General features: G+C 68.6%; 11 protein-coding genes. 4 read left to right on the top strand and 7 right to left on the bottom strand.

Going from position 1 to position 14081, the window contains the following annotated elements:
- Window position 1 precedes the first annotated feature (1 nt).
- Entirely contained in the window at window positions 2-1651 is a 1650-nt protein-coding gene (gene fadD12 / locus EL337_RS01180; RefSeq protein WP_048632591.1) for an acyl-CoA ligase FadD12, read from the top strand.
- Complete coding sequence (locus tag EL337_RS01175) at window positions 1644-2900, top strand: alpha/beta hydrolase (protein WP_048632592.1); 1257 nt, start codon at window positions 1644-1646, stop codon at window positions 2898-2900. The genes fadD12 and EL337_RS01175 overlap by 8 nt, the downstream gene beginning before the upstream one ends.
- Window positions 2901-2916: 16 nt before the next feature.
- Here the strand turns inward: EL337_RS01175 and EL337_RS01170 are convergent, their stop codons facing one another.
- From EL337_RS01170 to EL337_RS01160, 3 genes are all read right to left on the bottom strand, one after another.
- Window positions 2917-3639: a flavodoxin family protein gene (locus EL337_RS01170; RefSeq protein ID WP_048632593.1), complete on the bottom strand. Its 723-nt coding sequence runs from the start codon at window positions 3637-3639 to the stop codon at window positions 2917-2919.
- 121 nt (window positions 3640-3760) lie between these two features.
- Window positions 3761-5179: a WS/DGAT/MGAT family O-acyltransferase gene (locus EL337_RS01165; protein WP_048632594.1), complete on the bottom strand. Its 1419-nt coding sequence runs from the start codon at window positions 5177-5179 to the stop codon at window positions 3761-3763.
- A 28-nt stretch (window positions 5180-5207) separates the two neighbouring features.
- Window positions 5208-6440 carry an alpha/beta hydrolase gene (locus EL337_RS01160; protein WP_048632595.1) on the bottom strand — a complete coding sequence of 411 codons (1233 nt, stop codon included), beginning with the start codon at window positions 6438-6440 and terminating at the stop codon, window positions 5208-5210.
- A gap of 168 nt (window positions 6441-6608) precedes the next feature.
- On the opposite strand from EL337_RS01160, the gene EL337_RS01155 reads away from it, so the two are divergent.
- Both EL337_RS01155 and EL337_RS01150 read left to right on the top strand, forming a co-directional pair.
- Entirely contained in the window at window positions 6609-8810 is a 2202-nt protein-coding gene (locus tag EL337_RS01155) for an acyl-CoA dehydrogenase family protein (RefSeq protein WP_048632596.1), read from the top strand.
- 33 nt (window positions 8811-8843) lie between these two features.
- Window positions 8844-9752: an alpha/beta hydrolase gene (locus EL337_RS01150; protein WP_048632597.1), complete on the top strand. Its 909-nt coding sequence runs from the start codon at window positions 8844-8846 to the stop codon at window positions 9750-9752.
- Window position 9753: 1 nt separating this feature from the next.
- Here EL337_RS01150 and EL337_RS01145 read toward each other — a convergent pair whose 3' ends face one another.
- The 4 genes from EL337_RS01145 to EL337_RS01130 all read right to left on the bottom strand — a co-directional run bounded on the left by EL337_RS01145 (window position 9754) and on the right by EL337_RS01130 (window position 14064).
- The gene (locus EL337_RS01145) at window positions 9754-11031 is read right to left on the bottom strand and encodes an amidohydrolase family protein (RefSeq protein ID WP_048632598.1); all 1278 of its coding nucleotides are present in this window, start codon (window positions 11029-11031) and stop codon (window positions 9754-9756) included.
- On the bottom strand, window positions 11025-12140 hold the full coding sequence (locus EL337_RS01140; RefSeq protein ID WP_048632599.1) for a CoA transferase: 1116 nt from the start codon (window positions 12138-12140) through the stop codon (window positions 11025-11027). Before EL337_RS01140 ends, EL337_RS01145 begins: the two co-directional genes overlap by 7 nt.
- Before the next feature lie 24 nt (window positions 12141-12164).
- A complete protein-coding gene (locus EL337_RS01135; protein ID WP_232786804.1) occupies window positions 12165-13094 on the bottom strand; it encodes a hotdog family protein in 930 nt (309 codons plus the stop codon).
- Between the two features lie 115 nt (window positions 13095-13209).
- Window positions 13210-14064 (bottom strand): helix-turn-helix domain-containing protein, encoded by an 855-nt coding sequence (locus EL337_RS01130; protein ID WP_083443078.1) that lies wholly within the window; start codon window positions 14062-14064, stop codon window positions 13210-13212.
- Window positions 14065-14081: the final 17 nt, after the last annotated feature.

Raw genomic sequence — 14081 nt, 5'->3', positions numbered from 1 at the left:
CATGGGGATCACCGACCCGGTCAACAGCGCACTCGGCCTGCTTTCGACGATGGTGCGCGCGGGCATCATCGCACCGCTGCGCCCCGACAAGTACGTGCGCATCGTCAGTGCGATGCAGCGCGAGAACATGGCGATCACCTCGGGCTTCGCCGCAGCCGCGCAACGCTGCCCGGACCGCGCCGGCCTCGTCGACGAGCGCGGAATCCTGACCTGGCGCCAGATCGACCGCCGCGCCGACGCACTGGCGGCCGCACTGCAGGCACTGCCCGGCGGGCAACCCGAGGTCATCGGTCTGATGGCGCGCAACCATCGCGGGTTCGTCGACGCCCTCATCGCGGCGAACCGCATCGGCGCCGACGTGCTGCTGCTGAACACCTCGTTCGCCGGACCGGCGCTGGCCGAGGTGCTTGAGCGCGAGGGCAGTCAAGACGGTCGAACCAGGTCGGTTGCGGTCGTCTACGACGAAGAGTTCACCGAGACCGTGGACCGCGCGGTCGCCGACAGGCCCGAGACCACCCGCATCATCGCGTGGACCGACAACCCGGACCATCCGCAGCTCACGGTCGAAGGCCTGATCGCCGAGCACGGCGGGCAGGAACCGCAGCGCGCCACCACGAAGAGCCGGACCATCCTGCTGACCTCGGGCACGACCGGAACCCCCAAGGGCGCCGCCCATTCCGGCGGTGACCCGAGCGTGCTCAAGGCCATCCTGGACCGCACCCCGTGGCGGGCCGAACAGCCCGTCGTCATCGTTGCGCCGATGTTCCATGCCTGGGGGTTCTCCCAGTTGGCGTTCGCGGCGTCGATGTCGTGCACGATCATCACCCGCCGCAAGTTCGACCCAGAGGCCACCCTGGAGCTGGTCGACAAGCACCGGGCCACCGGGCTGTGTGTCGTGCCGGTGATGTTCGACCGCATCATGGACCTGCCCGAGGAGGTCCTCGACAGGTACAGCGGGCGTTCGCTGCGCTTTGCCTCGGCCTCGGGTTCGCGGATGCGCCCCGACGTGGTCATCAAGTTCATGGACCGCTTCGGGGACGTCATCTACAACAACTACAACGCCACCGAGGCCGGCATGATTGCCACCGCGACCCCGCGTGATCTGCGTGCCGCGCCGGACACCGCGGGCACACCGGCCGAGGGCACCGAGATCCGGATTCTCGACTCCGACTTCCGCGAGGTCCCCACGGGCGAGGTCGGAAGCATCTACGTGCGCAACTCGACACAGTTCGACGGCTACACCTCCGGCACCACGAAAGACTTCCACGAGGGGTTCATGTCCTCGGGCGACGTCGGCTACGTCGACGTCGTCGGTCGGCTGTTCGTGGTGGGCCGCGACGACGAGATGATCGTCTCCGGCGGCGAGAACGTCTATCCGATCGAGGTCGAGAAGACGCTGGCCACCCATCCCGACGTCGCCGAGGCCACCGTGCTGGGCGTGGATGACGAGAAATACGGGCAGCGACTCGTTGCATTCGTGGTTTTGAACGACGGCGCTGCGGCTACCCCGGAGTCGCTGAAACAGCACGTGCGCGACAACCTTGCGAATTACAAAGTGCCCAGGGAGATCACGGTGCTCGACGAGCTACCACGCAGTATCACCGGAAAGATCTCCCGTAAGGATCTGCAGGACCGTCTCAAAGATGCCTAAGCGCCGACCGCTACTGCGCGCCGCTGTCGAGTTGGCCAACGCCGCCAACGGTGTCCGGCCACTCGCGCGCGATGGCTACCCCACGATCCCGGTGTTCGCATTCGGGTGGCCCACCTCCGAGATGGCCCCGCTGTACATGACGGGCTCGATGCTCGATGCGCTACGGCGTGGCATCCGGGGAGACTTCCGTGGCGGGCGCGGCCGAATCGCGTTGCTGCTCACCACCGTGTCCTGGGGTCTGCTCTATCTCATCCAGCGCCGGAACATCGCGTCCCAGCCACACTTCGAGAACCCGCTGCGCGAGGCACTCGGTGACGACTATCAGGCGATCGCGGCCAAGGCGCAGTCGCGACGGCGGCGCATCACCGGCGTGTTCCCCAACGAGGTCATCCGCCGCCGCTACGTCGAGAAGGCGGGCACTGTCCAGTACGGCCCGCATCGCGCGGTCAACCAGGCTGACATCTGGCGTCGGCCCGACCTGCCCCGCGACGGCAAAGCGCCTGTGTTGCTTCAGGTTCCCGGCGGCGCATGGTCGATCGGCATGCGCAAGCCGCAGAGTTATCCGATGATGAGCCACCTGGCCGACCACGGCTGGATCTGTGTGTCGATCGACTACCGGGTCAGCCCGCGCAACACCTGGCCGGACCACATCGTCGACGTCAAGCGCGCGCTGGCGTGGATCAAGGAACACATCGCCGAGTACGGCGGTGACCCGGACTTCGTCGCGATCTCGGGCGGCTCGGCGGGCGGGCACCTGTCTGCGCTGGCCGCGTTGACCGCCAACGATCCGCAGTACCAGCCGGGTTTCGAGGATGCCGACACCTCGGTGGTGGCCGCTGTTCCGATCTACGGCCGCTACGACTGGGTGTCCGGAAAAGGCAGCGGACGGCGGGAATTCATCGCATTCCTGCAGAAGTTCGTGGTCAAGAAGCCGATCGTGCAGAACCGCCAGGTGTACGTCGACGCCTCACCCACCTATCGCATGCGTGCCGACGCGCCACCGTTCTTCGTACTGCATGGGCAGGACGACTCGATCATCCCGGTGTCCGAGGGCCGCGAGTTCGCGGCGGCGTTGCAGCAGGTCTCGACGTCACCGGTGGTGTACGCCGAGATCCCGCACGCGCAGCACGCTTTCGACTTCTACTACGGCTCGCCGCGAGCGCACTACACGGCGCAGGCCGTCGAGGAGTTCCTGTCCTGGGTGATGGCCAAGCGCAACGTCGAGCCGGTGGAGTCCGCCGCCGGCTGAGCGAGACGCCGGTCGACTACCGGTATTCCGGGTTGTCGTACCCGAAATCGCAACCGGCTTCCCATTCCGAGCGCTGATTCCCGTACGCGGGGAATCCGCCTGCGCTCCTGAGCATCTTGGCCATGTGCATCAGGTTGTAGGTCAGGAACGTCGTATTGCGATTGACGAAGTCGTTCTCCGGACCACCGGATCCTTCGTCCAGATACGACGGACCCGGACCCGCCTCACCCATCCAACCCGCATCCGCCTGCGGCGGCACCGTGTACCCGATGTGCTGGAGGCTGTAGAGGATGCTCATCGCGCAGTGCTTGACACCGTCTTCGTTTCCGGTGAGCAGACACCCACCGACGCGGCCGTAGTACGCGTACTGCCCCTTGTCGTTGAGGACACCGGAGTAGCCGTAGAGCCGCTCGATCACCTGGCGCATCACCGAGCTGTTGTCGCCCAGCCACACCGGGCCCGCCAGGACCAGGATGTCGGCCGCGAGGACCCGCTGCAGAAGGGCGGGCCATTCGTCGGTAGCCCAGCCGTACTCCGTCATATCCGGCCGGACCCCGACCGCGATGTCGTGATCGACGGCCCGGATCTGATCGACCTCGACACCGTTCTTGCGCATCAGCGCGACACTGCGGTCCACCAGTCCCTGCGTATTGCTCAACTCCGGCGATCGCTTCAACGTGCAGTTGATGTACATGGCCTTGAGCCCGGTGAAATCAGGGGCTGGGGGTGGCGTGGTCATCGGCGACTCCTTGTCCGGCGGCGTTGGTTCACGTGTGCGGCATCAACGCTAGCGAAGCCACCGATTTACCCAGCTCAAACGCCACCGCGGTGCGGACGAGCCGAACACCCCGACACACCGCCTACGGCGCCATCGCCGTGTCGACGGTCGTCAACTCGGTGGAAAGCCCTGCGGCGCGCCGGATCTCGACGAAGTCCTCGACCATCGCCGCAGTGAGTTCGTGCGGGTCGTCGACGGTCTTGCCGTCGGAGAGCACCGAGATGTTGATCTGGTCGACGTAGCTCCACACGGTGATGTTGAGCCCGCTGCCCGTGGTGAGCGGCCCCACCGAGTAGATCTCGGTCACCAGTGCACCGCCGACGCGGGCGCGCTCGCGGGGGCCCGGCACGTTGGAGATGGGCAGGTTCATCACCTTGTTCTGGCCGTCCTTGTTGGACAGCCAACGGAACATCGCTTCGGCAGGCGCGGGCGGGAAGTACGCCGACCATCGGCTGACCAGCTCGGGGCCGAGCAGGTTGTTGCTCTCCTTGCCGGCTGCGGCTGCGTCGTGCGCGGCACGGACGCGCTCCAGCGGGTCCTCCAGCTCCACGGGGATGCTGACGAGCACACCGGTGAAGTAGTTACCCGAGATCCGGTCCTTGGAGAAGTCGAAACTCACCGGCACCGACGCCAGCAGCGGGTGATCAGCGTGACCGTCGTAGCGCAGCAACAGTTTTCGTAGCGCGCCCGCCGACATCGCGAGGATCATGTCGTTGATGGTGACGCCCAGATGCTTGCCGGTCTGCTTGACGTCATCCAGTGCCAGCGTGGTAGTGGCGAACTTGCGCGTGGCGTCGATCTGGTGGTTCATGAACGACGGCGGCGGGGTGAACGGCCTCGTCAGCTCGGGTGAGAGTTTGTGGGGGCTGCGCTGCACCCGCCGTACACCTTGGGCGGTGTACTTCACCACCGACGGGAACTTCGCGATCTGGCGCAGGTGATCGGTGAACGCCGAGCGCACCAGCTCACCCTTCGCGGGCGCGGGATCGGTTGCGTAGGAGTCGCGGTCGGCCTGCGGGCTGTCCTGCAGATCCATCCCGCGGGCCAGCAGGTTCGCCGAGGCCACCCCGTCGGCGAGCGCGTGGTGGATCTTGCCGAGCACCGCGATCCTGCCACCGGCCAGGCCCTCGATCAGGTACATCTCCCACAGCGGACGGCTGCGGTCCAGTGGCGTGCTGGCGATCCGCCCGACGGCTTCGTCCAGTTGGCGCCGCCCGCCGGGCTCGTCGACCCGGCACGACCGGACGTGATAGTCCAGGTCCACTTCGGCGTTCTCCCGCCACATGGGGTGGTGGAATTTGAACGGGATGTCGACCAGCTCGTAGCGGAAGGGCTCCAGCTTGTAGAGCCGGCTGTGGATGACCTTGCGGAGTTCCTCCACGCCGAAGCTAGCCCCGCCGAGGCCGTCGAGTTCGATCACCGCCAGCTTGAGCGTGTGCATATGGACGTTGGGGGTTTCGCTGTACAGGAGCACAGCGTCCCAGCCACGAAGCCTTTTCACCGCGCCACCTTCTTAGGACCGGAGGTGACTATATAACCTCTTTGGCCCCGATGAGGCTTCTGTTTCGGTGAATATGGTTGAGAAACAAGCCGATTGCCGTCGACGCCGAACCAGTGCGGGCGCCGTCGGTCATGTCGAAGCCGTGACCTGCACCGGGAAGTTCGACATAGCTGACCACCGAGCGGGACACCTCCTTCAGACGGTCCACAAAGCTTCGCGCCTGCGCCACCGGGATGACGCTGTCGCCGGTACCGTGCACCACCAGGAACGGCGGCGCCTCGGCGTGCACCCGCGCAATCGGCGAGGCCTTGCGGAACACGTCCGGATGCTTGGCGATCTTGCGCCGGACGACCACGCGCTCGAGGAAATCGACGAACCGGACGCGCTCGACCGTGGACTTGTCCTCCCAGTCGTAGCGACCGTAGATCCCGACCACCGCGTCGACCGAGGTGTCGGAACCCTCCGGCAGGTCTCCCTGCAGTTCGGGGTCGTTGGCGGTCAGACCGGCCAGCGCGGCGAGGTGGCCGCCGGCCGATGTGCCCGCGATCGCCACGAAGTTACGGTCGCCGCCGAACTTGTCGACGTTGGCGCGGGCCCAGGCGATGGCGGTCTTGACATCGGTGATGTGGGCGGGCCACGGGTTGTGCGGCGCCACCCGGTAGTCGATGGACAGGCACACCCAGCCCTTCTCGGCCAGGTGCGACATCAACGCGTAGCCCTGAAGCAGGCGGCTGCCGTGCACCCACGCGCCACCCGGAATGAAGAGGAGTACCGGCGCCGACCCGGCGGGCAGATCGTCACGACGCCAGACGTCCATCAGCTGGGTGGGTCGCGGGCCGTACCGCACCGAGGTGCGGTGCACGTGACGGCGGTGTTCACGCGCCTTCCAGAACGGCGGGGTGCGCTCGGCCTGTGGCCACTCGATCTCGAGGTCTTTGGCCGAGACGACACCGCGCAGAGCGGCCTCGGAGACGGCGTTGGTGCTCTCTCGTTCTTGGCGTTTGATCTCGGCGGCGCCGGGATCCTTCGGTGTGAACAGCGAGCGGGCGGTCGCGGTCACCATGTCCGGGGCGTGCCGGGCGCCCCAGATACCCGCGGCGGTCAGCGCACCGAGTGGCTCGAGGTGCTTGCCGATCACCGGAAGCGACGCCGACGCCACGCTCAGCGCCAACAGGTGGTCGGACGGCCCGGCTTTCAGCAACCACTGGAGGCGAGTCGTGAAGGTGGGCCCGGGGTACCGGATGTCCGGCCGTTCCGTCATGGCGCGAGCGTACCCGCAAGCCGATATCCCAAACGGACAATCTGGATGAAGTTGTCTACTCCGTTCGAAAGTGACGTCACATTGTGACCCCTGTCACAAATACTGCACGGTGAGCCCGTCGCGATACCGTCAATTGACAACCGTCAACTCGATGAAGAGGCCTTCCTGGTGAGCAAGACAGCGCATACGTCCGCACTGGCCATCACAGAGGACCATCAGGACCTCGCCGAGGCCACCTCCGGCCAGCTTGAGCGGCTCCAGGCGTTGACCCAAGCCCGGGCGACGCTGTCCGGAGGCTCCACCCACCCGGCCGACATCTGGTCGGCCGCAACCGAACTCGGCTGGACCGGGCTGGCCGTCGCCGAAGCGTACGGCGGCTCGGGCTTCGGTCTGGCGGAACTGTCGGTCGTGGTCGAATGCCTCGGCCGCCGGCTGAGTCCCGGGCCGTTCCTGTCCAGCGTCTCGGCCGCCGTCGTGATCGATCGCTGCGCGCCCGATTCGGTTCGGGCAGAACTGCTTCCGGGTCTCGCCGGCGGCGAGACGGTGGCCGCCCTCGGCGTGTCGGGAACGGTCACCGTCGACCCGGACGGTCGGGCGAGCGGGCAGAGCCCCGCCGTGTTGGGCGCGCCGGACGCCGGCCTGCTTGCGCTGGTCAGCGGCGAGGATGTGCTGCTCGTCGACGCCGCCGCCGAGGGCGTCTCCGTCGCCGCGCTGGACGGTCTGGACACCACGCGCAGCATCGGCTCCGTCACTCTGACCGGTGTCTCCATCCCCGCCGACCGGGTTCTGCGGGGAGCGGCCCGCAACGCCAGGACGGTGTTCCGGATCCTTGCCGCGGCCGAGGCGGTCGGTGTCAGCTGGGCGGCGCTGGACATGGCAGTCGACTACGCCAAGGTGCGCGAACAGTTCGGGCGGACGATCGGCACGTTCCAGGCCGTCAAACACCATGCCGCCAACATGCTGGTGAACGCCGAGGTCGCGACGGCGGCAACCTGGGACGCGGCCCGCGCCGACGACCTCGACAGCGCGTGGTTCCCCGCCGCGGTGGCGGCGGCGCTGGCGATCCGCGCCCAGGTGTTCAATGCGCAGAACAACATTCAACTGCACGGCGGGATCGGCTACACGTGGGAGCACGACGCCCACCTCTACCTGCGCCGGGCCCGCACGCTGGCCGCGCTGATGGCCGACGGCGTCGACCCACTGCTCGACGTCGTCGAGGGCCAGCGCAGCGGCCGAGCCCGGGGCGCGTCGTTCACACTGCCGCCGGAATCCGAGGCCTACCGCAGCCAGGCCCGCGAGGCCGCCGCGGAAGTACGCTCGCTGCCCGCCGACCGGCAACGCGACTATCTGGTCGATTCGGGGTATCTGGTGCCGCACTGGCCGAAACCGTGGGGCCGGGGCGCGGACGTGCTCGAACAGCTCGTCATCGAGGAGGAGTTCGGCTCGGCGGGGGAGGACGGGGAATCGGCACCGGTCGAGCGTCCCGACATGGGAATCACCGGGTGGGTGGCATTGACGATCGCCCAGGCCGGAACCGACGACCAGCGTGAGCGCTGGGTGGAACCCGTGCTGCGCGGCCAGGTCATGTGGTGCCAGCTGTTCTCCGAACCGGGGGCCGGCTCGGACGCGGCCGCGGTGCGCACCTCGGCCAAGAAGGTCGACGGCGGGTGGCGGATCACCGGGCAGAAGGTGTGGACGAGCCTGGCGCACATGTGCCAGTGGGGGCTGGCCACCGTGCGCACCGATCCCGACGCCGCCAAGCACGCGGGCGTGACCATGATGGCGATCGACATGAACGCCGAAGGCGTGACGGTCAACCCGCTGCGCGGCATCACCGGCGACTCGCATTTCAACGAGGTGTTCTTCGACGACGTGTTCGTGCCCGACGACGACGTGGTGGGCGATGTGAACAAGGGGTGGCTGGTCGCCCGGGCGACACTGGGCAACGAGCGCGTCTCCATCGGCGGCGGCTCCGGTGCGCCCACCGGCACCACCCCGGACCACCTGATCACGCTGCTCGACAGCTCACCGACGGGCGCGATGTACGTCCGGCGCGCGGGTGAGGTCATCGCCGAAATCCACACCCTGCGGCTGCTGAACCTGCGCCGGGCCACCCGCGCCATCGCCGGTGCCGAGCCGGGCCCCGAGGGAAACGTGACGAAACTGCTGGTCGCCGAGTCGGGCCAGCATCTCACCGAGCTGGCCTTCGAGCTGGCCGGCACCGCCGCCGTGGTGGGACAGACACCGCAGCTCACGCTCAGCTACCTGGGCAATCGGGCGATGACGATCGCCGGGGGAACCTCGGAGATCACCCGCAACACGATCGCCGAGCGGATCCTGGGGTTGCCGCGCGATCCGCTGCTTCGCTGACGGGCGGCGTTGTCGCACACGCATACTGATCGGGTGCCCCATCGCATCGACTTTCATCCCGAGCTGCGCCGTAGTGCCAAGCTGCTGCCCCGGCAGATCATCACCCCGGCGACCCTGCCGTTCATCCGGAGAGCGTCCCGGCTGATGTGGCGTAAGGCCCCGTCCGACGCCGAGGTCCTCACCCTGTCCTCCGGGGTGACGGTTCGACTGTTCCGCCCCTCGGCCCCGGCGAGCAGCCCCGGACCCGCGCTGCTGTGGATCCACGGGGGCGGGTACGTCATCGGCCAGGCGGCCCAGGACGACGTGCTCTGCCGCCGCTACGCCGACACACTCGGCGCGACCGTCGTATCCGTCGACTACCGTCTGGCACCCGAGCACCCCTACCCGGCCCCGGTCGACGACTGCTACGCGGCGCTGGCATGGCTGACGACTCTCCCGTCCGTGGACCCCGCGCGGGTGGCGATCGGGGGCGCCAGCGCCGGCGGCGGACTTGCCGCGGCGCTGGCACTGACGGCCCGTGACCGAGGCGAGATCCCGCTCGCAGCACAACTTCTGGTGTATCCGATGATCGACGACCGCACCGTCGAGCGCACCGGGCTGGACAATCCCGGGCACCGGCTGTGGAACCAGTCCAGCAACAGGTTCGGCTGGCGTGCGTATCTCGGTGGCGCCGATCCCGAGGTTGCGGTGCCCGCGCGTCGCGACGACCTTGCCGGGCTCCCTCCGGCATGGATCGGCGTCGGGACGCTCGACCTCTTCCACGACGAGGACCTCGCCTACGCCGCGCGACTACGCGACGCAGGGGTGCCGTGCGAGGTCATGGTGGTCGAGGGCGCGTTCCACGGGTTCGACGGGATCGCACCCAAAGCCGAGGTGTCGCAATCCTTCTTCACCAGCCAGTGCTCGCTGCTGCGGACGGCGTTCACCACGGCTGCGGCCTAGCTCAGCGCCTCTGGTAGACCACCTCGCCGGCGATGACGGTCGCGGCGACGTGGTCGGCGTCGAGTTCGGCCAGGACCTCGGCCGGCGGCGACGACAACACGCAGAGATCACCGCGTGCGCCGGGTCCGACGTGCTGGACACCTCCAGGACGATCACCCGTGAACAGCGCCAATGCTGTTGCCGCGGCGATCCGTTCGGCGGGTCCGAGTACCGCCCCCGATGCCGTGCGGCGATACACCGCGGCGCGCATCGCGGCCCAGGGATCGGCGTCGCCGAAGGGTGCGTCCGTGGAGAGAGCGACGCGCACTCCGGACTGCAGTAGCGAGGCCACGCGCCAGAGCTCGTGATGTTCGGTGTCCGGAACATCGGTGAGGTACTGGTCACCGCGCTCGGCGACGAAGTTCGGCTGGGTCACCACCGGCAGCGCGCTCTCGGCGAGCACGGCCAGGGTGGCGTCGGGGACCACGGCGGCGTGTTCGATGCGATCGAGGGGGTGGCGCCCGGCGCTGCGAAATGCCGCCAGCGCCACCACGAGTTGCGCGGCGGTGACGCAGTGCAGTGCCACCGGCATCCCCACCGAATGCGTGTGGCCAACCCAGCGAGTCAACGCACCGAGGTCCAGCACGTCGTCGTGCAGGATTCTCTTGCCCGGCGCCAGGCAGCGCACCGTCTGGCGCAGCCTGCGCTGCAGCTCGGTGATGTCGCCCGCCCCGAGATCCGGTGTGGCGTCGGTGACCGCGGTGACTCCGTATCGGCACAGCAGCGCACTGAGTTCGTCGAGGTCGGGCTCGCGTTGCGGCAGCGCCCAACTGGCGTCCGCGCTGCGCAGCACGCCGTCTGGATGCTCCGGCAGGCCGATGCGCACCAAGGCGGCCGAGTTCAGCGTCCACTGCACCCCGCTGCGGTGCTGCACGCGGACCGGCACCGGAGGGGCGACCTCGTCGAGCAGGTGGCGGTCCAGCGGTCCGGCCGCGGCCTCGTGGTAACCCACGGCGCGGATCCACCCGTCGTCGTCGGGGGGTGCACCGGCCAGAAGCCGCGTCAGGTCGGCCCGGTCATGCACGTCATCAGGGCCGACGCGGACCGAGTGCAGCGCCGCCGCGGCAGCCCGCAGATGAATGTGATGGTCGTGCAGTCCGGGGATCACGGTGCCGCCGCCTGCGTCGTATTCCGTCTCTCCCGGGAAATGTCTCAGGCCGTCGGCCATCTCGACGATGCGCCGGCCGACCCGGATGTCGGTCCTGGTGCCGTCGAGAAGGACCGCGCGTCGGATCAGCATGAGCCGACCAGCCGCCGGGCCACCAGATCGTCGACCAGGTCCGTCCCGGAACCAAGCGCTGGAGCGTGCGCTGTCACCACAGGTATTGCTGTGCAGTCTTTTTCGTCGCCCGGGGGCAGATGTGTGTACCCGGCTGCCACCGCGGCCATCGACATCTCGATCAGTTCACCGCCCCCGTCGGCGTGTGATTCCAGGACAACGCCGGTGGCGTGGATCCCCGTCAACGGATCGGCGATGGCGTCACCGCAGAACTCGGGCGCTGCCGCCGTGCCGCCGACCAGCCCACCCGAGACGGCTGCGTCGTCGCCGAAGGCCACCCAGTGCGCCCGCTCTCCGGCGGTGCCGTGTCCGGTGATGCGCACCCAGATCCGGCCGGGCCGCGCCGGGACGTCCCCCGGTCCGAGTCCGCGTCGCGTCAGCGCGGCGGGACGCGACGACTCGATCACCACGTCTGCGGCGGCGAGAAGCCGTCGCAGCCCGTCGGGGCGAGCGAAATCGGCTCGGTAGGACAGCTTCCCGGCGTTCATCCAGTCGAAGAACTCGGCTGGGCCGCCCCGGGTGCCGTCCGGGCGGGCAGCGCTCTCCACCTTGACCACCGTCGCTCCGGCGCGGGAGAGGAGGTGTCCGCACAGCGGCCCCGCCCACATCGACGACAGGTCAGCGACCAGGAGTTCGGACACCGGGGCCGGTGTCGCCCGCGCGCCGAGTGCCCGGATGACCGGACCCGCGGGGGCAGTCTCACCGAGGACGCCCACCGGCAGCCCAAGCAGGCGCGCCCGTTCGGTGAAGGACTGCACACCTGCGTCACGGACACGTTGTTCGACCGCCGCCCAGTAGTCCTCCGGCACGTGGTCGCTTTCGAGAAGGGCCGCCACCGCGTCGACATCGTCGGCCCGCGACAGCGTCACCGCACACCAGCCACCGCCTCCCGCGATCAACCGCGTCGCGCCCCCCGCCGACACCCGGCCGCCCGCCTGGAACCCCACCAGTGCGGCGCGGCCGCCCAGCAGTTCCTCGGCGGACACGGCGACTCCCGACAGGGCGGTCACCGTCTGAGTCGCCGACCGTGCGCGCTCGAGTACGGCGGCGGGGATACGGACGGGTGTCATCAGATCGTTGGGTGACTTGGGGATTCAGAACAGCAGGCCGGTGAAGCGCCAGTCCAGGACCATGCGGTCGTCGTCCTCGTACTCCGAATCTGCGGCCTTGAAGACCGTCGACCGCAGCCCCACCACGCCGCCGCGGCCGTTCGGCATCGGGTCGGCGCTCTCGATGACGAGGTCGCTGTAGAGGGTGTCGTTCTCGTGCACGGGCCCGGTGTGGTCACACGACTGCCAGCCCAGCACCGTCACCAGATTGGGCAGCAGGCGGGTGGTCTGTGCAAGGGCAAGCCCGATGGTGTGCCCGCCGTAGACCAGACGCTTGCCGGCGATCCGCGAGTCATGATGGGTGACAGCAACATTGAGCGACAATCTGGCCAGCTCAGGAGCACTGGTCACCACATCGGCTGTGCTGCGCAGAGAGGCGCCTGCCAGCGCGGCGTCGAAGTGCGGTCCCGGCACCCGGGCGCGGAACGCGTCGGCGTCCCAGTCCGCGGTGGGGTCGGCGACCGCCTGGATGTCGGCACCGATCCCGGACAGGTCGTCGTCGTGACCCGTCTGCACGTGCTCGGCGCTCAGCGGCAGCATTGCGCACCGGTAGAAGTCCAGCACCAGCTTGCCCAGACCGTCGATGGTGGTCATGCGCAAGGCGGCCAGCCCGGTCGGTGCGCGGCCGGGCTTCGCGGAATTCTGTTTGAGGCCAACGACCTCGGTGCGGGTGAACAGGGTGTCGCCGATGGCCGGGTAGCGGTGGAACGTCAGCCCCCGGTAGAACAGGTTTGCCTTCACCCGCTGCGTCACCAGCGTGGACTGGCCGATGGCGACATCGCAGACCAGCGCGGGATGCGCGAGTGGCGTGGTCGCCCCGGTCACGGTCTGGCACAACTCGCCGTCCAGCGGCAGACGCAACCGGTCACCGATGATCGCCTGGTGCGCTGCGGCGACACCGTGCGTGAGGGTCATCGACGGAGCCGAGTCGAAGACCTGCCCGACGACGAGGTCGTCGAAATACGGTCCACCCGGTCTTCGGCTGCTCGACGTCACAGCTTGGGATGCTCGCAGTGCGCTCGCGACTGTGTCAATGCAGGCGCGTCGACCGGGACGCGACGGAATTCTCGTGCTGACGGCCGGTCGCCGCGATGCTGCCCAGCAGTTGCAGCGCATCGGCACTCGGTGTGCCCGGATCGGCGTCGTAGACGATGAGCTCCTGTCCGGGGGCCGACCGCACATCGAAAGTCTGCATGTTCAGCGTGACGGTGCCGACCTCGGGATGCCGGAACGTCTTGCGGGCCAGACATTTCCGTCGCGCTTCCTGACGCTCCCACAGTGTCCGGAACTCGGCGACGGCGAGCAATTCGGCGAGCACGGCCTTCGCGCGCGGATCGTCGGGGGCGGAACCGTACGCCATGCGGAAACCCGCGACGGAATCGGCGGCGACGGCGTGCCAGTCGGCGTAGAAGTCGCGGGCCCGCGGGTCGGTGAACACCAGCAGCATCAGGTTGCCGACCGCGCCGAGCTCTCCGAAGAGCGCGTTCGCCATCGGGTTGGCCGCCAGGATGTCGTAGGCCCGGTTGTAGACCAGCGCCGGGTTGTCCGGCCACGAGTCCATCAGCCGATGCAGACCCGGGTCGACGCGGTCGGACGACGGCCGGACCGGGGCACGGGGGGCAAGGCCGGCCAGCCGGAACAGGTGGATACGACCGTCGTTGTCCAGTCGCAGCGCACCGGCGAGCGACTCGACCACCTGCACCGAGGGCGACCGTTCGCGGCCCTGTTCGAGGCGTCCGTAATAGTCGACGCTGACACCCGCGAGCAGCGCCACCTCTTCCCGGCGCAGCCCCGGCACGCGGCGGACACCGGTGCTGGTCAGGCCCACGTCGGCCGGGCGCAGAGCGGCGCGGCGACTCCGCAGGTACGCACCAAACTCGGCCACGCCTTCCAGATTAAGCC

The sequence above is a fragment of the Mycolicibacterium aurum genome, from assembly GCF_900637195.1.
GTDB classification, from domain to species: Bacteria; Actinomycetota; Actinomycetes; order Mycobacteriales; family Mycobacteriaceae; genus Mycobacterium; species Mycobacterium aurum.
Note: the sequence above shows the minus strand (reverse complement) of the source record. Positions and strands in the feature narration are given on the sequence as shown.